22 protein-coding genes are annotated in these 20956 nt (G+C 50.0%); 16 read left to right on the top strand and 6 right to left on the bottom strand.

Annotated elements, in window-relative coordinates:
• Positions 1-16: 16 nt before the first annotated feature.
• Genes AT746_RS02090 through AT746_RS02065 form a run of 6 tightly spaced genes read left to right on the top strand, consistent with a single transcriptional unit; the run spans position 17 to position 7565 of the window.
• Positions 17-868: a MurR/RpiR family transcriptional regulator gene (locus AT746_RS02090; RefSeq protein ID WP_062475781.1), complete on the top strand. Its 852-nt coding sequence runs from the start codon at positions 17-19 to the stop codon at positions 866-868.
• A 1-nt stretch (position 869) separates the two neighbouring features.
• Positions 870-2324: an N-acyl-D-amino-acid deacylase family protein gene (locus AT746_RS02085; protein WP_197414311.1), complete on the top strand. Its 1455-nt coding sequence runs from the start codon at positions 870-872 to the stop codon at positions 2322-2324.
• A 14-nt stretch (positions 2325-2338) separates the two neighbouring features.
• Entirely contained in the window at positions 2339-2725 is a 387-nt protein-coding gene (locus tag AT746_RS02080; protein WP_062475775.1) for a RidA family protein, read from the top strand.
• A gap of 31 nt (positions 2726-2756) precedes the next feature.
• Positions 2757-4250: a sodium:solute symporter family protein gene (locus AT746_RS02075; RefSeq protein ID WP_062475773.1), complete on the top strand. Its 1494-nt coding sequence runs from the start codon at positions 2757-2759 to the stop codon at positions 4248-4250.
• On the top strand, positions 4247-5179 hold the full coding sequence (locus tag AT746_RS02070; RefSeq protein ID WP_062475770.1) for a sugar kinase: 933 nt from the start codon (positions 4247-4249) through the stop codon (positions 5177-5179). Before AT746_RS02075 ends, AT746_RS02070 begins: the two co-directional genes overlap by 4 nt.
• 1 nt (position 5180) lies before the next feature.
• Complete coding sequence (locus AT746_RS02065; protein WP_062475767.1) at positions 5181-7565, top strand: family 20 glycosylhydrolase; 2385 nt, start codon at positions 5181-5183, stop codon at positions 7563-7565.
• 361 nt (positions 7566-7926) lie between these two features.
• On the opposite strand, the gene AT746_RS02060 is transcribed toward AT746_RS02065, so the two are convergent.
• The 3 genes from AT746_RS02060 to AT746_RS02055 form a co-directional block, all read right to left on the bottom strand.
• On the bottom strand, positions 7927-8352 hold the full coding sequence (locus AT746_RS02060; RefSeq protein WP_062475764.1) for a DoxX family protein: 426 nt from the start codon (positions 8350-8352) through the stop codon (positions 7927-7929).
• A gap of 575 nt (positions 8353-8927) precedes the next feature.
• Positions 8928-9065 (bottom strand): hypothetical protein, encoded by a 138-nt coding sequence (locus AT746_RS20135; RefSeq protein WP_250635727.1) that lies wholly within the window; start codon positions 9063-9065, stop codon positions 8928-8930.
• On the bottom strand, positions 9026-9550 hold the full coding sequence (locus tag AT746_RS02055) for a LysE/ArgO family amino acid transporter (protein ID WP_250635726.1): 525 nt from the start codon (positions 9548-9550) through the stop codon (positions 9026-9028). The genes AT746_RS20135 and AT746_RS02055 overlap by 40 nt, the downstream gene beginning before the upstream one ends.
• 89 nt (positions 9551-9639) lie before the next feature.
• On the opposite strand from AT746_RS02055, the gene AT746_RS02050 reads away from it, so the two are divergent.
• The 5 genes from AT746_RS02050 (at position 9640) to AT746_RS02035 (ending at position 12999) form a co-directional block, all read left to right on the top strand.
• Entirely contained in the window at positions 9640-10218 is a 579-nt protein-coding gene (locus AT746_RS02050) for a helix-turn-helix domain-containing protein (RefSeq protein ID WP_082633120.1), read from the top strand.
• A gap of 110 nt (positions 10219-10328) precedes the next feature.
• Positions 10329-10502, top strand: a complete 174-nt coding sequence (locus tag AT746_RS19885) for a hypothetical protein (RefSeq protein WP_197414310.1) — start codon at positions 10329-10331, stop codon at positions 10500-10502.
• Positions 10492-11100 carry a Fic/DOC family protein gene (locus tag AT746_RS02045; RefSeq protein WP_062475761.1) on the top strand — a complete coding sequence of 203 codons (609 nt, stop codon included), beginning with the start codon at positions 10492-10494 and terminating at the stop codon, positions 11098-11100. Before AT746_RS19885 ends, AT746_RS02045 begins: the two co-directional genes overlap by 11 nt.
• A gap of 320 nt (positions 11101-11420) precedes the next feature.
• Complete coding sequence (locus tag AT746_RS02040) at positions 11421-11759, top strand: helix-turn-helix domain-containing protein (protein ID WP_062475758.1); 339 nt, start codon at positions 11421-11423, stop codon at positions 11757-11759.
• A complete protein-coding gene (locus AT746_RS02035; protein ID WP_062475755.1) occupies positions 11749-12999 on the top strand; it encodes a type II toxin-antitoxin system HipA family toxin in 1251 nt (416 codons plus the stop codon). Before AT746_RS02040 ends, AT746_RS02035 begins: the two co-directional genes overlap by 11 nt.
• 215 nt (positions 13000-13214) lie before the next feature.
• Here the strand turns inward: AT746_RS02035 and AT746_RS02030 are convergent, their stop codons facing one another.
• A complete protein-coding gene (locus tag AT746_RS02030) occupies positions 13215-13985 on the bottom strand; it encodes an isocitrate lyase/PEP mutase family protein (protein WP_062475752.1) in 771 nt (256 codons plus the stop codon).
• Positions 13986-14507: 522 nt separating this feature from the next.
• Here AT746_RS02030 and dcm point away from each other — a divergent pair.
• The 4 genes from dcm to AT746_RS02015 are packed head-to-tail and all read left to right on the top strand — an operon-like array spanning position 14508 to position 18347.
• Positions 14508-15890 (top strand): DNA (cytosine-5-)-methyltransferase, encoded by a 1383-nt coding sequence (gene dcm, locus AT746_RS02025; RefSeq protein WP_062475749.1) that lies wholly within the window; start codon positions 14508-14510, stop codon positions 15888-15890.
• 3 nt (positions 15891-15893) lie between these two features.
• On the top strand, positions 15894-16415 hold the full coding sequence (locus tag AT746_RS19585) for a very short patch repair endonuclease (RefSeq protein WP_082633118.1): 522 nt from the start codon (positions 15894-15896) through the stop codon (positions 16413-16415).
• A complete protein-coding gene (locus tag AT746_RS02020) occupies positions 16354-17583 on the top strand; it encodes a type II restriction endonuclease (protein ID WP_062475746.1) in 1230 nt (409 codons plus the stop codon). Before AT746_RS19585 ends, AT746_RS02020 begins: the two co-directional genes overlap by 62 nt.
• A gap of 8 nt (positions 17584-17591) precedes the next feature.
• On the top strand, positions 17592-18347 hold the full coding sequence (locus tag AT746_RS02015) for a dCTP deaminase domain-containing protein (RefSeq protein WP_062475743.1): 756 nt from the start codon (positions 17592-17594) through the stop codon (positions 18345-18347).
• Between the two features lie 7 nt (positions 18348-18354).
• Here the strand turns inward: AT746_RS02015 and AT746_RS02010 are convergent, their stop codons facing one another.
• Positions 18355-19074: an HAD family hydrolase gene (locus tag AT746_RS02010; protein WP_062475741.1), complete on the bottom strand. Its 720-nt coding sequence runs from the start codon at positions 19072-19074 to the stop codon at positions 18355-18357.
• Between the two features lie 613 nt (positions 19075-19687).
• On the opposite strand from AT746_RS02010, the gene AT746_RS02005 reads away from it, so the two are divergent.
• Positions 19688-19873, top strand: coding sequence for a S24/S26 family peptidase (locus AT746_RS02005; protein ID WP_062475738.1), 186 nt, complete (start codon positions 19688-19690; stop codon positions 19871-19873).
• Positions 19874-20259: 386 nt separating this feature from the next.
• Here AT746_RS02005 and AT746_RS02000 read toward each other — a convergent pair whose 3' ends face one another.
• The gene (locus AT746_RS02000) at positions 20260-20508 is read right to left on the bottom strand and encodes an RNA recognition motif domain-containing protein (protein WP_062475735.1); all 249 of its coding nucleotides are present in this window, start codon (positions 20506-20508) and stop codon (positions 20260-20262) included.
• Positions 20509-20956: the final 448 nt, after the last annotated feature.

Here is a 20956-nt window from a genome sequence, read left to right as displayed (position 1 = left end):
ACAGGGGATCTGAGCAATGGATATTGTTTCTCGCATACACAACCAACTTTCTCACCTGCGGCCCGCAGAACAAAAGGTCGCCCGCTATATTCTCGGTGACCTTAACTACGCCGCCAGTGCTTCTATCAATGAGCTGGCCAGCAAGGCCAAGGTCAGCCATGCCAGCATTACACGACTGGCTCAGGCGCTGGAATGTAAAAATGTGCGTGAACTGAAAATGCTGCTGGCCCAATCGGCCGCCGTCGGCGAGCGCTTTATTGCCGATAAGCCCGTCAGCCGCAAGGATATTCCGCCGGTTTATCAGGCCATACATGACATTCTGGATATCAACGCCGGGCTGATCACCGATGAGGCCATTGAGAAGGCAAGCCAGTTGCTGACCCGCGCCGATCATGTGCTGATCTTCGGCGTCGGTGGCGGCAGTACCTTTATGGCCCAGGAATGTCACAACCGCCTGTTCCGGCTGGAAGTGAAAAGTAACGCCTACTCGGATCCTATGATGATGCGCATGACCGCCGCCACGGTGAACCCCGATGATGTGGTGCTGTGCCTGTCTTTAAGCGGTGTCAGCCCCGATGTGATGGCCTCAGCCCAGATAGCCAAGGAATATGGCGCCCATCTGCTGGCGATTTGCCCCGAAGGGCCGCTGGCCGATGCCGTGGATCTGCACCTGCCGATTAAAACCCAGGAAGCCGAGTATATTTTCAACCCCAGCGCCTCCCGCTACGCCATGCTGGCGGCGATTGACGTGGTCGCCGGTGAAGTGGCGGTGGTCAATCAGCGTAAATCCCGTGAGAAGCTGCGCCGCCTCAAACACCACCTTGATCAACACCGAAAGGGCTCAGAGCGCCTGCCACTAGGAGATTAGATTGGAGCACCATACCCCTGACAGCATCATTCGCGATGCCCTTGTTTTTGATGGCAGCAAAGCCGCCCCCACACAGCAGGACGTACTGCTCAAAGGCGACAAAATACTGGCCCTGACCCCTGCAGGACAGTATCAGGCCGACAACCTGATTGAGGCGAAAGGGCTGGCGCTGGCTCCGGGGTTTATCGATGTACATACCCACGACGATATTGAAGTGATTCGCAATCCGGGCATGTTAAACAAGGTCAGTCAGGGTGTGACCAGCGTGATTGCCGGTAACTGTGGTATCAGCGCCGCACCGGTGCGTATTCAGGGCGAGGTGCCTGATCCGCTGAATTTACTCGGCCAGGCCGGTGAGTTTCGTTTTCCCCGTTTAAAAGATTATATTCAGGCGGTGCAACAGGCCCGCCCTAATGTCAATGTGGCCGCACTGGTAGGCCACACCGCACTGCGGGCCCAGGTTATGGACAGGCTGGACAGAAGCGCCACAGAGGCAGAAATTGCGGCCATGCAAACCCTGCTCGCCGGGGCCATGAGCGATGGTGCACTGGGCCTGAGCACCGGTCTGGCCTATCAGAGCGCCAATTCGGCACCGGCTTCTGAAGTGGAAAGCCTGGCCTCGGTACTCAAAGACTTTGATGGTATCTATACCACCCACCTGCGAACCGAATTTGATGGCATTATTCAGGCCCTGGATGAGGCCTTCGGCCTTGGCCGTAAGTTAGCCATTCCGGTAGTGATCTCACACTTAAAATGTGCCGGCAAGGCCAACTGGGGGCGGGCGCCGGAAGTACTCAATCATCTGAAAAATGCCCAACAGCATCAGCATATTGGCTGCGACTGCTACCCCTACAGTGCCAGTTCCAGCACCCTGGATCTGAAACAGGTGACCGCAGATTTCGATATCGATATCACCTGGTCTGTTCCGCACCCGGAGATGGCCGGCAAGACCCTGCAACAGATCGCCCAGAGCTGGTCACTGTCATTAACTGCCGCCGCCGAAAAGCTGCAACCGGCCGGGGCCGTATATCACGGCATGGACGAACAGGATGTGCGGCATTTCCTCGGCTTTGAAGGCGGCATGGTAGGCTCTGATGGGCTGCCCTGCGACCCCAGCCCTCACCCCCGACTGTGGGGCAGTTTCCCCCGCGTGCTGGGGCATTACGCCAGAGACACCCAATTACTCTCTATGCAACTGGCCATCCACAAGATGACCGGGCTGTCTGCCACCGAATTCAATTTACACGGTCGCGGTTTTATCCGCCCTGGCTATCAGGCCGATCTGGTGCTGTTCAGCCCCGATGAGGTCAAAGACAATGCCAGCTTCACAGACCCCAAACAACGCAGTGCCGGCATTCGCCGGGTCTGGGTCAATGGCCATCTTAGCTATCAGTCTGATGGCCAGGAATATCAACTGACCAGCAGCGGCGCTGGTCGCTTTCTCACCCGCAACTAAACAGGTAAATCATTATGACCATTAAACGTTTTGGCATCGACGGCGGTACAGGCACGGGCGGACAACACCTGCCCTTTGCACGGGCTGTGGAAGCCGGAGGCTGGCTGCTGGTATCGGGGCAAACCCCGATGCGTGATGGCGAAGTGGTGGAAGGCGGTATCGTCGAACAGTCGCAACTGGCCATCGAGAACTGCCTGAACATCATGAAAGAAGCAGGCTATGGCCTGGAGCATGTGGCCCATGTGAAAGTGATTCTGACCGACGCCCGTTATTTCAGCTCCTTTAATAAGGTGTTCAGACAATACTTTGGTGAGCATCCACCGGCCCGCATTTGCGCCGTTGCCGATCTGGTGGTGGACTGCAAAGTAGAAGTAGATGTGACCTGTTACAAAGCCCCCTGATCGCACGCACGCCCAAACCAGAGAGGATCCTATGCATTACAGCTTTATTATTGCCTTTGTGATTTATATGCTGGCCATGATTGGCCTCGGCTGGTTTGTTTCCAGGCACAATAAAGGTGGCGAGGACTTCCTGTTGGGCGGGCGCTCGCTGCCATTGTTGCTGACCATGGGCACCACGGTCGCCACCATGGTGGGGACGGGTTCTTCCATGGGCGCTGTCGGTTTTGCATACGAAAACGGCTGGGGCGGCACCCTGTACGGACTCGGCGGCGCAGTGGGTATTTTGCTGCTGGCGTGGATTTTCGCGCCCATGCGCAAACTTCGTTTTATGACCATGAGCGAAGAAATTTCCTATTACGTCGGCGCCAATGTGCTGATCAAAAACCTTATCGCCGTGATCATTTTTGTGGCCTGCATCGGCTGGCTTGGTGCCCATATTATCGGCGGTGGCATGTATCTGGCCTGGTTAACCGGCATGGATATTCAGTGGGCCAAGGTACTGCTGGCCGCCAGCTTTACCATTTATGTGGTGATCGGTGGCTACACGGCGGTGGTCTGGACCGACTCCATTCAGGCGCTGATCCTGTTCACCGGCTTTATCCTGATGGCCATTTTCTCGGTCATCGCGGTTGGCGGCTGGGACGCCATGCTCGCGGCGCAACCGGCTGAGAACATCAGCTGGCTGGCCATCGACAAACTCGGCACTTTACCGGCGTTATCCTTATCACTGGCGATTCTGGTGGGCATATTAGCCACTCCTTCCTTTCGTCAGCGCATTTATTCCGGCAGTACGGTGAGCTCCATTCGCCGCTCCTTTGTGTTATCAGGGCTGCTGTATCTGGGCTTTTCGGTGATCCCGGCCATTATCGGCATGACCGCCTATGCCAGTGGCGGCGCGCTGGAAAACGCCTCCTTTGCTTTCCCCCACATGGCCCTGAATGTGTTACCACTGGGGCTGGGGCTGTTGATCATTATCGCCGGTATCTCAGCCACCCTCTCCAGTGCCAGCTCAGATGCCATTGCCGGTGTCAGCGTAGTATTAAGAGATATCTACGCCATGGCCACAGGCAACATGCCTCAGGCCGTTAATGTGGTGCTGCTGTCGCGGGTCGCCCTGCTCATCACCATAGGCATTGCACTGGGCTTTGCCCTGACCTCCAACGATATCATTACCTATATCACCCGGATGATATCGATTCTGATGGCAGGCTTGTGTGTAACTGGTCTGCTGGGCCGTTTCTGGCCCAGATACAACTGGCAGGGCGCCCTGGCGACACTAGTTGCAGGCTCCGCCACCGCCATTGCGGTGAGCCTGAGCCCGGACTGGAATGCGCTGTTTGGTAACCCGGTGATCCCATCACTGCTGGTTTCTGCCCTCAGCGGCGTACTGGTAACCCTGTTAACCCCGGCGAGCACCATCAGCCCACAGCAGGCCCTGGAAATACTTGCACAGGAACGTGACAAGATGGAACAGCAGGCGCCTGAGGTGGTGCTGTCACCTAAAGCCAGCCGGAGTGGCTCATGAAGCGTATCCTGTTTTTCGGCGAAGCGATGCTGGAACAATCCGCCCGCGGTATCAGTTTTGGCGGCGATACCCTTAACACTGCCATATATCTGGCCCGTCTGACCGGGCGCGAGAATGTTAAGGTCGGTTATGCCACTGCCCTGGGTACCGATGATGACAGTGATTCTCTGCTTTACCAGTGGCAGCAGGAAGGGCTGGATCTGAGTCTGGTGCGCCGGCTGGCAGATAAGCTGCCCGGGCGCTATCGCATTAATACCAGCGCTGACGGAGAACGCCATTTTCAGTACTGGCGCGATGACAGTGCCGCTCGCTTTTATTTTAATATCGACTCAACCCCGATGGAGCAGGCCTTAGCGCACAAGCAATGGGATTTTTTGTATGTCAGCGGCATCAGCCTGGCCATCTTGCCCGACGCCCACAAAGAGCGGTTACTTGAACTGATCAGCAGCTTTCGCCAGGCCGGCGGCAAGCTGATATTCGACAACAACTACCGTCCGCAGTTATGGCAACAATCTCAGGCCTGCCTCTGGTATGCCCGCATCATGGCGCAAACCGATTTAGCCCTGCTGACCGACGAAGATGAATTTGCCATCTACGGTGAACAGCAGTTAGCACAGATCATCAGCCGCTGTATGGCTCTCAAAATCCCGGAAGCGGTGATTAAACGGGGCGGCAGCAAGGCGCTGGTGCTGGATAAAAGCGACCTGTGTGAGGTGCCGGCACAACGGGTTGAACCGGTGGTGGATACCAGTGCTGCAGGGGATGCGTTTGCAGCAGGATTTCTATCCCTGTGGCTGCAGAATGCCAGCGGCCAGCAGGCTGCCAAAGCCGGGCACAAGCTGGCGGCCAGGGTAATACAGTACCCCGGCGCCATTATTGCGCCAGAGCAGATGTCAGATCTTACCCAGCTATTTATTGCGGAGCATTAATATGAACCTAGCCAGAACGCTACTGATAAGTTTATTGGCAAGCGCTGCCCTGTTCGCTCAGGCTGCCACTACCAACGCACAGCTGATGCCCTACCCGGCCAGGATCACCACTGAGGAAGGCCATTTCCCACTTACTCAGGGCATGAAACTGGAACTGGTCAATATCTCTGCGCCCAGAAGCCGTTATATTCGTGAGCGGCTTGAGCAGGCGCTGTACCAGCACCCCGTTGCCAGATTGAGCAAAGAGAATTCCGGCCAGCAACAAACGACAGCTCAGTTACTGATTCAGGCCGACAAGATCGCTGCCAGCCCGATACCGCAATTTAATCAAAACGAAGGCTATCGCCTGGCGGTAAGCCCGGATGGTATCCGGCTGACCGCCGAAACCGAGCTGGGTGTACTAAACGGTCTGCAAACCCTGTTACAACTGCTTTATAACAGTGACAAAGCGCTGACGGCCATGCTCATCGAAGACCGCCCGAGATTCCCCTGGCGGGGGCTGTTGATCGACAGTGTGCGGCATTTTATGCCGCTTGAAGACATCAAACGCCAGATTGAAGGCATGGCCGCCGCCAAACTCAATGTTCTGCACTGGCACCTGACCGATGACCAGGGCTGGCGGGTGGAATCCAGCGCCTACCCTAAACTGCATAAACTGGCATCAGATGGCCAGTATTACAGCCGTGTGCAGATTAAGGAATTGGTTGAATTTGCTGCTGTAAGAGGCATCCGTGTGGTGCCTGAGCTGGATCTGCCCGGCCATGCCTCGGCCATTGCCGTGGCCTACCCGGAGCTGATCAGCCTGCCCGGGCCTTATCAGATGCAGCGCCACTGGGGCGTATTCGAGCCTTTGCTGGACCCCTCCAACCCCAAGGTGTATGACTTTATCGAGGCGCTGGTGGGCGAATTTGCAGAGCTGTTCCCCGACCCCTTTTTACATATTGGTGGCGATGAGGTTAATCCGGCCCAATGGCAGCAGAGCAAAGCTGTTCAGGCCTATATGCAGCAGCACAAACTGGCCGACAGTGATGCACTGCATACCCACTTTAACCAGAAGTTACAGCAGATTCTGGCCGGTTTTGACAAGCGCATGATGGGCTGGGACGAAATCTTTCATCCCGATTTACCCAAAGATATTCTGGTGCAATCCTGGCGTGGGCTGGACTCGCTGACCGAAATCGCCAACAGCGGCTATCAGGGCTTACTCTCGACCGGTTTCTATGTGGACCAGCCCCAGCCGACCACTTATCACTACCGCAATGACCCCACCGAACAGGCCCACCCGACACCGCTGCCGCCCGGAAAATGGCAACGCTGGCAATTCACCATGCCAAGACTCAAAGGCAGTGCTGTAACAGGGGAATTTACCCTGAGTGAGTCAGAAGCAGGGCTTAAGGGCAATATCCGTTTAAACAATCAGTCGTTGCGCCCGCTGAGGCTGGCAGAACAAACCGGTAATCTGACCCGCTTTGAGCTGGATACCTGGATGGGACCCACCCGTTTTGAACTGTATCTGGATAACGCCGATAAGCTCAGAGGCCGGGTGTTGGTTGGCAATGCCCCCTATGCCCTCAGCGGCCATCGGATAGACAAAGGCGAAGGGCAGGTGCCGACTGAAGCAGAGGCAGCAGTAACCCTGACTGAAGCTGCCCGCGATAATATTCTTGGCGGTGAGGCCACTATCTGGGCCGAAATCGTTATGCCCCATAATCTCGATCTGCGCCTGTGGCCGCGACTGTTCGCCATCGCCGAGCGTTTGTGGTCACCGGCTGAAATACAGGACCCTGATTTTATGTACCAGCGGCTTATGGCGATGCAGCAATACGCCGATACCGGCATCGGTCTGCAACACAATCAGCAACAGCGCCAGGGCTTTGCGTCACTGGTGGCTGAATCGGCGGATATTCGCCTCCTTGAGGTCTTCAGCCAGGCGGTAGAGCAGGCCCAGTACTACACCCGCCATCATCTGAAGTATCAGGCCGGTAACTACCACCAGCAGGAGCGTCTGAACCGCTTTGTGGATTTTCTGCCTGCTGAGAGCCTGGCACTGGTCACACTTAACCAGGCGATTAGCAAGGTGCCTGAAGACAAGGAGGCTGTGGCACAGATCAGAGCCACCTTAGCAAAGTGGCAGCAGAACCAACCGGCGCTGAAAAAACTAATCGCACAAAGCTCGGAACTGGCCGACCTGCAGCCGCTGGCCGAAGATCTGGACAAACTGCTGGCCCTGGCAGACACCATCCTTGGCCAATGCCGTCAGCCGGAACTTTCAGAACAGGCCGCTGCCTTGCGCGAGCAACTCTGGGCCCTGGCAGAAGTACGCCAACAGGAAGTAGTGCTGTCTGCCTCACTGGCCATAGAGTCACTGCTCGACCAGTGCCTGTAATAGATGGGATGGTGTTTATCTGAGTCAACACGGCAGGCATTATCAAACGTCGTTCCCGCGGATTGTTGGCGGGAACCCAGTGACCTTCCCTGTAGGTCGGAATTTATTCCGACAAACCAAATCCCAGTCATTCCGGCGCCTGTTCCCGTCATTCCGGCATGCTGTTAGCCGGAACCTTTATCCAACAGCAGCTTTTGTAGCCCGGATGGAGCGAAGCGGAATCCGGGTAAACCTGCGGCATGCTCATAACCCCGCAATCCGCTTCGCTTCTTGCAGGCTACACCACCGCGTAGCCCGGATGCAGCGAAGCGGAATCCGGGGAGGATCCGCTTAAGTGTTAAAGGGCACTGGATTAGGGGAATCAAGCCTGTACTTTTTTACTCAGCAGCTTATGATCCAGGCTGAAACGGCCCGCACCACTGGCTGCAAGCGCCAGGAATCCGCCCGCTATGGCCACGTTTTTGAAAAACATCAGAAACTGCATCTGATCATCCAGCTGGAAGTGGAACATCAGTGCCGTGACCAGACTGAAACCGACAAAGGCCAGCGCAATCAGTTGGGTTAACCCCCCAGCCAGCAGCAACAGACCGCCGCCCAGTTCAAATAAAATCACCAGTGGCAGCAGCCCCTCGGGTAAACCCGCTGACGCCAGATACTGGGCACTGCCCTCGTACTGCTGAATTTTATTCAGCCCCGCCAGAATAAAAATCGCCGACAGACCCACCCGCGCAAACAGTGTTGCCAGATCCGATAATGTTTTGTTGCCTGATACAATTGAAAAGATCATTTTCTTTCTCCTGAATTGTTGATTAATTCACCAGTTATTTGGTTAAAGAGAATAATAGACCAACAAAAAAGAAAGAAAATAGCAATAAATCAGCGTTATTTTTCTACTAAATAGAAAGTTTAGCTATAGGTAGGGTAGTTGGGTAGCCTGAATGTAGTGAAACGGGCTTGCAGGCAACACCAGGCTCCGTCATTCCGAGAGCCTAAACAGTCATTCCCGCGCAGGCGGGAATCCAGTGACCTTCAATTTAGGTGCCTAAGGGCGCTGGATGCCCGATAACAACCTCGGGCATGACCAACCATGTCCTTATTCCGGCACCACCACACGTCATTCCGGGCCTGCCCCGGAATCTTTATCAAACAGCAGAGGGGGTTAAGTTAACCAACACAGATGGCCGCAAGAGATCCTGACGTGCGTCAGGATGACAATGCTTTCGTAGCCCGGATGGAGCGAAGCGGAATCCGGGTAAACCTGCGGCATACTCACAACCCCGCAATCCGCTGCGCTACTTGCAGGCTACACCACCGCGTAGCCCGGATGCAGCGAAGCGCAATCCGGGTAAACCTGCGACATTCTCAGACACCCATCAATAAACTAATGGCAATGGCAAACATCACCAGCGCAATGGATGCGTCAATCACTCTCCAGGTTTTGGGCTTGTTCAGCACCGGGATCAGCTTTCTGGCCACATACACCAGGCTGTAAAACCACAGCGCTGAGGCAACCAGAGCGCCGGAGGCAAACCAGACCTTCTGCTGAGCAGGCAGGCTGGCGGTAACGCCCCCACCAGCACCACAGTATCAATATACACATGGGGGTTAAGAAAGGTCATGGCAAAGGCCATCAACAGCGTTGCCTTTAAACTTTTTGGGGTGGCATCGCCAGACTCCACCGCCAGGCTGTTATTACCACGGATGGCAGATTTTAACGCCGTAAAACCATACCAGAACAAAAACGCCGCCCCGCCCAGGCTGAGCAGATCCCGCCACAGCGTATCGGCAGAGAAAATCGCGCCAACGCCGAACACCCCGGCTCCGATCAGCAGAATATCACCGCTGAAGCACACCGATGCCGCCCACACCGGGTAACGGTTACTCAGACCCACTTTAAGTAAAAAGGCATTCTGGCTGCCGATGGCCACAATCAGGCCACCGGATATCACCGCGCCCATAAAAAATGTACTGATTAATTCCGCCATACCCACCCCATTGATTGACGCTGCCTGATTCCACTCGGATAATGAAGTCACCGCCACAGTCTATTTTAATAAACCAAAAAGTCAATATAATGACCGAAGCGAACTCAGAGATTGTTAATCAGGCCATTGCCGGGCGGGTACATCAGTACAGAAAGGCCCATCACCTGTCACTCGATGAACTGGCAAAACGCGCTGAAATCAGCAAGGGCATGCTGGTGCAAATTGAAAAAGGCCGGGCCAATCCCAGCATTGGTATACTCTGTAAACTGGCCAACGCCCTGAAAGTATCGGTTGCCGATATTGTGAATGTGTCCATTGAGCCAAAAGTGGCGGTGATAAAAGGTCGCGACATACCGGTATTGTGGCGGGGGGAAAACGGCGGCCAGGCCAGACTGCTTGCCGGTACCAAAGGCCCGACCATGGTCGAGCTGTGGCGCTGGGAAATGCAGCCCGGCGAAGTATTCAGTGCCGAGGCCCACTCCAGAGGCACCATTGAATTATTTCATGTGGAGCAGGGCTCCCTGACCATGACCGTGGATAAGAAAGACTACTGCCTTGATAGCGGCGACGCCATGGTGGCGCAGACCGATGTACCCCATCACTACGCCAACACCTCAGAAGAAATCACAATCTTTACCCTTACCGTATATGAAGTAGCCGGGAGCTAAGGGTTTAAGATAAAACAGCCTACATCCCCGCACTCATTCCCGCGCAAGCGGATATCCGCATGACACAACCGGCCTGTTAGAGTTATAATTTCGGGTAAACAGGAGGGCATATGACAGACTCAGTGCAGACTAAGCAACAGAAAGCTGGTTCGGCAAAGACCAAAGCCCGGTTCACTCCGAAAATGGATAACTTCAGAACCAGCCTGATGTATGAGGGACTGACTTTGAAGAAAAACCCAGAGAACCAAAGTATTGCGGATCTAAAACGCAAATATGCGCGATAAGTATGGCGTAACACAGGACAAGTATTGTTATCCTGACTCGGATGTTTTAATCAACCTATTGAATATTCGCGACGCTGACACATTGGCAGAAGCAGAAGCAGAATTCACTGCGGAACGATATCGCACCTACCAATCACCTCAATTGTCTATCAGCGACTTCACGTTTAAACACCTTAAAGCACTTCACTATCATCTTTTTCAGGATCTATATGAATGGGCCGGAAAAGTGCGTGATGTAGACATTTCTAAAGGTACCACTCGGTTTTGCAACTGTCAGCGCATTGAGCCTGAAGCCGAAAGGCTTTTCAAAGCCATTCCTGTCCTGATTGAGGCTGGATCTCGTGAACAACTGATAGGTCAGACTGCGGATCTGTTTTGTGAGTTAAACTTACTGCACCCATTCAGAGAAGGTAATGGCCGGGCTCAGAGGTTCTTTTTTGAAGAAATGATATTCACATTAGGGTATGAAATAACCTGGCCAGAAATTTCCCAGGAAAAGTGGATTGAAGCCAATGTCGCCGAGGTAAACCTCAACCTGTCACCTTTAATAAACATCATCGACAGAGCAATATCCGAATCCAAAACACACTCTTTCTGATCCACTCCAGATCATCACGCTTCTCCCGTCTTTCCCGCGAAGGTGGGCATGTCCAGCACCTTGTAGGGGTGAATTCATTCGCCTTGTTGTAGGTCAAAAAGCGAATACAGGGATGTATTGCCTCGCGAACCCCGTATCAAGTGCGGGGCAGGCTCTGAGGAAGCCTATTATTCGACACATTGACTCATATATAACCCAATAAGCACCTAAATGGTTTATATAAAACCCATGTCATAACTTGACAAACTCGCTATTCGCAACCACACTGATTTATATATAGCCCATTAGACTGCCTTTTGTATTATATGTGAATCAAATAAATGCCTAAGTCCGTCGTAAGAACCTACTCTGACGTCACCGCAGAAGCGTTGACACTGCTCGCGGGGTTAATCCGTGCATCCCGCCTGGAAAACAGAATGAGTGCACAGGAGGTGGCCGATCGGGCAGGCATTTCCAGAGGCATGCTTCAGCGCATCGAAAAGGCCGACCCAAAATGCGAAATAGGTGCCACCTTTGAAGTTGCGCATATTGTTGGGGTAAATCTCTTTAACGCAGAGCCAGGCAGGCTGGCAATGCACATAAAGCAAGTTGAAGATAAGCTCACTTTGCTGCCCCAAAAGGCGCGTAAGCCAAATAAGGTAGTGATGGATGACTTCTGATACCCGGTACAAAGAAGCCTTCGTCTGGATATGGCTCCCTGGTGAAACCGAACCTGTTGTTGCCGGAAGACTGGAAGCAGATGGCAACAAGTTGCTGTTCAACTATGGTAAGAGCTATCTTCAGCGTACCGAAAACGCAATACCCATCTACGCGCCGGAGCTGCCTTTAAGGCCGGGCATACTCCCATTGCCCGAGGGGCTCAGCATGCCAGGCTGTATCCGCGACAGTGCGCCGGATGCGTGGGGGCGCAGGGTAATCATTAACCAAAAGCTTGGCCGCCAGGGGGCCAAAGCAGATACCGCCCAATTCGATGAGTTAACCTATTTACTGGAATCGGGCTCTGACAGAATTGGCGCCCTGGATTTTCAACGCTCTCCTACTGAGTACATACCCAGAACTGCCCAAAACGCCAGCATGGAAGAACTGCTTGAATCCGCTGAGCGTGTTGAAAAAGGTATACCCTTAACGCCTGAGCTTGATCAGGCGCTCTTTCATGGCAGCTCCATTGGTGGCGCTCGCCCTAAGGCCCTGATCGAAGAAAAGGGTGTGAAGTACATTGCCAAATTCTCTGCCAGCACTGACCTCTACAGCGTGGTAAAAGCCGAGTTCATTGCCATGCGGCTGGCTAAGCTGGCCGGACTTGATGTGGCTCCGGTACGCCTCACCCAATCGGCCGGTAAAGACGTGTTGTTGATTGAGAGGTTTGACCGCCAACAGACAGCCCATGGCTGGATGCGCAAATCGCTGGTATCCGCGCTGACGTTATTTGAACTGGACGAAATGATGGCAAGGTATGCCAGCTATGAAAAACTGGCTGAGCTCATCCGCCATCGGTTCACTGACCCTAAGACCACACTGCGCGAACTGTTTTCCCGGTTAACCTTTAATATTCTGTGCGGCAATAACGATGATCACGCCAGAAATCATGCTGCTTTCTGGAATGGCAGACAACTGACGTTGACACCCGCCTATGATATCTGCCCACAGGGGCGAACAGGAAATGAAGCTGTTCAGGCGATGCTGATCTGCGGCAACAACAGGCTTAGCCAGTTAACAACCTGTCTGGAAACAGCGCACAATTTCCTGTTAAGCCAGGAAGACGCAAAAGAAATATCTGAACATCAGCAATCGATCATTGAAACGCACTGGCATGCCGTTTGTGATGAAGCCCGGCTTAGCAAAACAGACCGTAAGTTATTATGGGGCAGGCAATTCCTTAACCCCTTTTGTTTTATGTAGGCCACAGCTTTATGTCCATGGATGGACGGTATGGCGGAAATGTCGGGAACGTTTTTTCGCCGATGTCCATGGATGGACGGTATGACGGAAATCCAGCGCCCTTCGCTGGCGTGTAGGGCCGAATTTATTCGGCCTTGATGATTGGTCTGGTCAATGTTGGTCGAATAAATTCGACCCTGCAAAAAAGCCTACCCTCCCCGCCTCACCTCATCCAATCAATCAAACAACGCGTTTACCTGCCCGTAATCCAGTGCTGCAAACGCCTCATCAAAACCGGCCCATCCTAGCACTGCCCCGTAGGCCACCAGAAAGGGCGCAGGCCCCATGCTGAAACGGCAGATACCGCAGGCCGACAAAGCGCTGATTGTTTTGGCCTCAGCTGACACCATCAGATTCAGCGGCATCGATACCGCCGCTGCCAGTCGCGCCGCCACGCCCTCGTCATCCAGCCCGGGAATAAAACCGCCATCGGCGCCGGCCTGCTGATAGGCCAACAAACGCCGACGGGTTTCAGCCACGGCCGCCTCACCTTGGGCCAGATTGCGCAGGTATACATCGGTACGCGCATTGATAAACAGCCCAGGCCCCAGCGCTGAACGGATAGCGCCGATTTTCTCCACCAGCAATTCAGCGCTGCTGCTACCGTCTTCCAGATTGATACCTGCCACCCCCAGTTCAGCCAACTGCTTAGCCAGCGCCGCCACTTCAACCGGGTTATCATTGTAGCCCTGCTCAATATCCACACTCAGCGGCACCCGGCAAACCCGCATAATCCGGCCCACCGCTGCCAATAACTCAGCCACCGGCAACGTACCGCCATCAGCGTAACCCAGCGACCAGGCCAGTGATGCACTGCTGGTAGCCAGCGCCTGCGCGCCCTGCTTCTGCAACAACGCCGCCCCGGCGGCATCCCAGATATTCACCAGCACCAGTGGCTTTTCGCCCTGGTGCAATGCGTTAAAGCGCTCTACAGATTGATGATTCATTATTTTCCCCTGACAGACCCTGTTTAGAAGCAGATATCCTATCAGGCAATAAAAGGGGCAGTACGACGATAACGGAACTCAACGATAAACCACTCCCTGTCATTCCCGCGAAGGCGGGCATGCCCAGCACCTTGTAGGGGTGAATTCATTCGCCTTGCTGTAGGTCGGAATTCATTCCGACAAATCAACGCTCCGTCATTGCGGTCCCCCCCGTCTTTCCGGCATGTTTTTAGCCGGAATCTCTATCAGGCAACTACAACGTAAAATTCCACCCACATGGCAAATTCACTTATCCCGCTCGCCCTGTACCGCGCGTTGAGCCACCTGATAAGCAATGGCATTGATTTGCTCCTGGCTAAAACTGACACAAATTCAATCCCAGACAACAGTTCAGACTTGCCTCTTACGGGAAAACATCCATACTTAAAAATACTGTACATATATACAGATTAACTGTTTGACACATAGGGAAGAATGAGTGATGATTGGTCACTCATTCTTCCCCTTTAAATGGGGGTAATCATGGAGCAATTAGCCTTGGAAATACAATCTACAGAAGATAGATCCGGCAGGGAGCTCATAGAAAAACTGCTTGAGATTTATGATCAGAAATTTATTGGTGAATACCTGAATGAGTTTTCACCGGGCCACTGGTGCCGTGAGACAATCAACCGATGGCTTAAAGGAAAGGCAAATCCTTCACTGAATGTTGCTGAGTTTAAACATCTGCAGAAGCTATTTCCCGAAGAAAAAGTAACACCGGATACGGCGGACTTCCGCTTTATTGATTTGTTCGCTGGCATTGGAGGAATCCGCAAGGGATTCGAAGACCAGAACGGTCTGTGTGTGTTTACCAGCGAGTGGAACAAGTATGCAGTAAGAACCTATAAAGCCAACTATGCATGTAACAGCGATTATCATAAGTTTAACGAAGATATCCGTGATGTAACACTGAGTGACAGAGAAGACATTAGTGAAGACGAAGCTTATCAGAACATAGATAAATCAATCCCGGATCATGATGTTTTACTGGCCGGTTTTCCCTGCCAGCCCTTTTCTATTGCAGGCGTGTCGAAGAAAAATGCGCTGGGTCGTGCTCATGGCTTCGAATGCAAAACACAGGGAACCCTGTTTTTTGACGTGGCTCGTATTATTGCCGCAAAAAAACCTGCTGCGTTCGTACTGGAAAACGTGAAAAACCTGAAAAGCCACGACAAGGGAAAGACCTTCAAAGTTATAATGGAAACACTGGATGAACTGGGTTACTGGGTAGCCGACAGCGACGTAAGCGGTGCCAGCGATCCGAAGGTAATTGATGGCCGACACTGGCTGCCTCAGCACCGGGAGCGTATTGTACTGGTCGGCTTTCGCAAAGATCTGGACGTTCATAACGGTTTTACACTCAAAGATATCACCAGACTGATGCCGGAAAAAACACCTAAACTGGGTGATATTCTTGATGAAAAATACCCAGCAAATTACGTTCTCACTCCAAGGCTGTGGCAATACCTTTATGAGTATGCGGCCAAACATAAAGCAGCAGGCAATGGCTTTGGTTTTGGGCTGGTCAATGAGAACACACCTGTTACCAGAACCCTGTCAGCACGCTACTACAAAGATGGCTCTGAAATTCTGGTGGACCGGGGCTGGGATTTTAATAAGGACTTTAACGATCCGACCAATATGGAGCGCAGGCCTCGCAGACTAACCCCGACAGAGTGTGCCCGGCTGATGGGGTTTAGTAAACCTAGTGAAGAAACCTTCAGCATCCCGGTTTCTGATACGCAGGCTTACAAACAATTTGGTAACTCAGTTGTTGTACCGGTTTTTCAGTCTGTAGCAAAATTAATGAAGGACAGGATTCTTCAGGCAATTGCAAGACAAAATCAAAGGGCGGTCGCCTGATCTATGGCTGATGTTCATTCCCCCGCAGTCCGCAGTAAAAACATGCGGGCTATCCGGGGGCGTGATACTAAGCCTGAAATCTGGCTTCGCAAATGTCTCCACAAACTTGGTTTTCGTTATCGTATTGCCCCCCCAAACTTACCCGCCAAACCCGATATCTACTTACCCAAATACAACGCTGCTGTCTTAGTGAATGGATGCTTTTGGCATTCACATGGCTGCTATCTATTTAAACTACCATCGAGCCGGAAAAAATTTTGGCAGGACAAACTTTCCGGTAATGTTGAGCGCGACAAACGTAACTTACAATTTCTACTGGATAAAAACTATAGGGTATTGATAGTATGGGAATGTGCTTTAAAAGGAAAAGATAGATTACAGCCTGATAAGCTACTTACAAATATTCAAGAATGGCTTGTTGCTGGTGATCAGGTAGCAGTGGCTGACACTGAAGGATTTACTGATGTTCGAGAAACTAAGCGATATTTTTGTCGCTGCTGCGGAAAAATACCTTACAGCTGTTGACGCAGAGCCTGTTAAATCGAACCAACATGAGATTGGAGGGCTAAAGAAGGCGGGAATTGCTGACCTGCTAGGCTACCCGGAAGATGGAAATAAATGGTCTTTCCCGGCCACTATAGTATACATAGGAGATGATTCAACTGACCCTTTAATTTGTGAAGATGTAATGTCGTGGTATGACACAAGATATAATAAACCACATCGAACCGCTGAGTATCGCCTATATTACCGAAGTAATGATGTCACGAATATGTTTCGTCAAGGCGATTTTTTTCTGATAGCGCTCACCCGATACAACGGCCTGTTGATTGTCGTGACTCCGCCGGATAGTGATGCTGAACTCCAACTTCGTAGTATCTTTGGTTCAATTTCAGCAACGACCGATAACAAGCTTAGACCAATCTATATTGAAGAAGCGGCTCTAGTTGCACCAATACGGTTGATGCTGGCTGAGCTTGGTGTCGAATTCTATGCAAAATCAGTATCAGATACTCAACTGCTGGATAAAATGCTTGAAAAGTTCGGTTCTACATTTCCAAAAACTAAAGTGTTCTCAGATTTTGCCAGGCAGTTTTTAAACGACAAGATTTCAGCTATTGATGAACCTGACGAGGCTTTACTCAGTTGGATGGATTATGAAGAGAAGCTTTTCCGAATCCAAGAGCGACATATAGTTTCGGAACGATTAAAAAGTGGCTTCGGTAAGTCAGGACATGATGTTGATGAATTCATTAAATTTTCATTGAGTGTACAGAACAGACGAAAATCAAGAGTGGGTCACGCCTTTGAGAACCATATAACGGAAATATTAGAAAGAAATAAAATGAAATTTGAATGTGGTGTTTATACAGAAGGAAAACACAAGCCTGATTTTTTATTCCCATCTCAAGATGCATATCTCGACGCTTCGTTTAACCGTGATAAATTATTTTCTCTTGCAGCAAAAACGACGTGTAAAGACAGGTGGCGACAAGTTCTCACTGAAGCGCAAAGAATTAGTACGAAACACTTAATAACTCTTGAACCTTCTATTTCAAAAGAACAAACAGAACAAATGAAGTCTCTAAATGTTAAGCTCATTATACCCACGAAAATTCAGTATACATATACTGAAGAACAACGTGTCGATATATGGAGCCTTAAAAACTTTATTGATAAAATTAACTCGTAGAGGTTTTTATGCAATTGTCAGCTTTCGATGCTGTTAATGATGGTTTCATAGTTGATTTTAATGGCGAAAAGTTAAATCCTTTTGACTATAGAGGAAAAGCAAGTGTTGATCTTGGAATAAAAGAAATACTTTTGAAAGATAGTGAGGAAAGCAACTTTATAGAATGTCGTGAAAAATACATTATCAGGCCACAAGAAACAGTTTGTGTAATATCTAGAGAGAGGGTTGTTGTCCCTGAAAATCATGTGGCATATGTTTTTCTCAAGAACAGACTATCTCAAATGGGTTTATTTTCTTTTAATACTGGAATAATTGATCCGGGATTCGATGGTCCAGTTTCAACAGTAATGACCAATTTATCAAGAGAATCTATAGAGTTAAGCAATAACCAAGATAACCATTTATTCTTTAGAGTTGTATTTCATAAAATGACAAATTCCGGTGAATTAACGAATTCTGAGAAAAGAAAATACTCATATAGAAAATATAAAGAATATAGAATTTCAGACCTAAAAAAGTTCCCATATCATTTTCTTGATCCGAGTAAAATTAAAGCTGAAGTAGATAAAAGTCTCACTGATAAAGCGGGATTTATAAGCAACAGAAAATTTGCCATCATATCATTTATTTTCGCAGCATTTCTGACCATACTACCTATAGTTGTTTCAGTTGCGATACAGGTAACAAACGACAAATTCCAAGTTAATAAAGACGAAATAAATAAAATAAAGACTGAGATAGAAAACCTAAAAAATAAAAAATAAAAAGCAATCAAGTAATAATAAAATAGCTAGAGATTAGTTCTTTTATTTCCAAAAGGTTTTCTTTGTTCTGACCTTGATTAATGGACGCTGACGCTATATCTGACAATTCATTCTGCGCATTAAACGCTATTGAAAATCCAACTTCTTTTGCCAAGTAAATATCGTTCATTCCATCACCAATAAAAATACAATCCTTAGAACTTACACCATGCTCTTCGATAACTTGTCTCATAAAACTTGCTTTCCCTTGATTATCTGAAGGGAGTAAATTTGCAAACTCAACCAAGTTATTTTCATCATAAAAGTATTCACACCCACTAAATGCATGATTGATCTTTAATTTTCGTTGCACTTTATCTGCTAGCGCTTTAAATCCTCCAGTAATCAAAACAGTTATTGCTTTATTCTCTCTTAACCATTTGAAGAGTTCTTCAGCACCGTTATAAAGCTTTGCGTCTTCGACAACTTGGTCAACCAGCTCTTTTCTCAATCCATATTTCTTATGGATCTCTACAGTATCAGCCATCCAATCCAAATAGCCTCTGTACTCACCATTCAACCATCTATCTTTTGTTTTCTCCTCTTCTAAGTAGCATTGCTCTCCCAGTTTTCTTGCTAAAACGGTCCAAGCACTCGGTGCAACTTTTCCATTATCAAGGGAATACTCTTTCTTCAAAAGAGTTCCTTCCATGTCGAAAAACCAAATAGCAGGAAATTTGTTATTCATATTTAGATTGCCAAGAATTTTAAAGACTTATTTAAAAATATCGCTGTCTATATTGTAATTCATATCTATGACTAAGACGAGAACACCAATATTTAACCTATAAGTAGAAAAGCCAAACCGTAAACTATATCTTTTTGGGGCGTAGTAGGCTTTAGCTGTAAAGCAAATAGATTTTTTTGTGTAAAAATCGGCAGATATTAAGATAACGTCCACCTTGTTGTCTCGGCTTCGCCACCACCCAAAGGCTTGAATTTTCTATCCGCTCCGTATTTTCCGTGATACCACGTTGTATAGTAGAGGATGTGTCAAAATTAGTCCTCTAAAACAGTACTCAACTCTGAAGTAAGCTACCAAAATTATCACCCAATGTATCTACTACACTCAAAGCACTGTTAACAACATTATTCTTTCATTGCAGTGCTGAGCACTACTGTATCCCCACACCAATTCTGCTAATGTACTGACTTAACATCACTTTTCCAAACTTATTGATGTCTTTGGACTATTACCAGCAGCACGCGTAGGCTTTTTTCGAAGGTACAATAGCGATGGATATGCAGCCGCTGTATCAGCGCTTTATGCCCTTGTTGCCTGCTGATACACATATTCTGCCATGGCCATTGAGCGCCAGGATGAGACCTGTGATAACCAGTATGTGCTGCGGGTGATTCGTAAGACCGCTGAGGGTGAGTATTGGTTGCATGCCACTAACCCGGATTATAAGGATTTTGCGGCTACTGAGGCGATGCGGCCTTTTGCGCGGTTGAGGGCGGTGTTGGGGGAGGAAGAGCAGTTATGAGTGATGAAGGATTAGTGATGAGTTGGGGTAAAATCCATAGAGGTACCGGCACGACGGGAATATTGTTAAAGTCGCTGGATGCCCGACAACGGCATTCGGGCATGACACATTCAACTTCGCAGGCTTCCCGGATTCCGCTTCGCTGCATCCGGGCTACGCGCTTTCCGACCTACAGCACGGCGAATACATTCACCCCCTACAAAACCACTAGCGGCGTTCGGGCATGACGGCACAAGTGCTGGATCTCCGACAACGGCGTTCCGGCATAACGGTTCTGAGGCCCTGGCCGGGTGAGCGCTACGAATAATCAGCCATACACTGTGGGTTTCATGTTGTTTTAATGGCTTATTGATGAGGATCCCGGTGAGGGCGACACAACCTTGTAATTATGCCTTTTTTTCCTCGGCCTTTTTAACGCGTATTTTACTGTTGCCAACAGACTTATCGTTTAAGTTTTTTATTGCCGCTTTTGCTTCACCCACTTTAGGCATCTCTACGAACCCAAAACCCTTAGATAAACCGGTAGCCCCATCGATGACCAGATTGCATGACTGAACGGCTCCAAACTCCTGAAAAATGCTTTTCAGCTCTTCTTCAGTCGTTGCCCGATCTAAGTTGCGTACTATCAATTTCATATAAATTCCGATTAGTAATTATTGCTCATTTATAACACTGGCATAGTTACGTACTGCCTGACCTTTACTCTGCAAATCCAGGCTAATGGATAAAATAAGCCACCAGACGTTTCAGCCAGCGCGGGCATTGTGCCCTGAGCATTCATTCAGGCGGCCAATATATCGCATAATGAACGTTAATATCAGAGGTATAAAAAAGCCGTTTAAAAATGAGGCTGTCATTGCGCATATTCTGGATGCCGGTTGTGATTTGGGGCAGGGTACGTTGTATTTTCTTCAACAGGGCTATCGGGGCGGCGTATTTTATACCAACACGTCTCAGGTATCGCTGGTCGGATAAATTCCACCCTTCGGTTCGCGAGACAAACCATCCTTGTATTCGCTTTCCGACTTACAGCATGGCGAATAAATTCGCCCCTACAGAGTCCAGGGCAACGTGCAATCAGGC

Source organism: Lacimicrobium alkaliphilum, from assembly GCF_001466725.1.
Lineage (GTDB): Bacteria > Pseudomonadota > Gammaproteobacteria > Enterobacterales > Alteromonadaceae > Lacimicrobium > Lacimicrobium alkaliphilum_B.
This window is presented reverse-complemented; position numbering and strand designations above follow the sequence as displayed.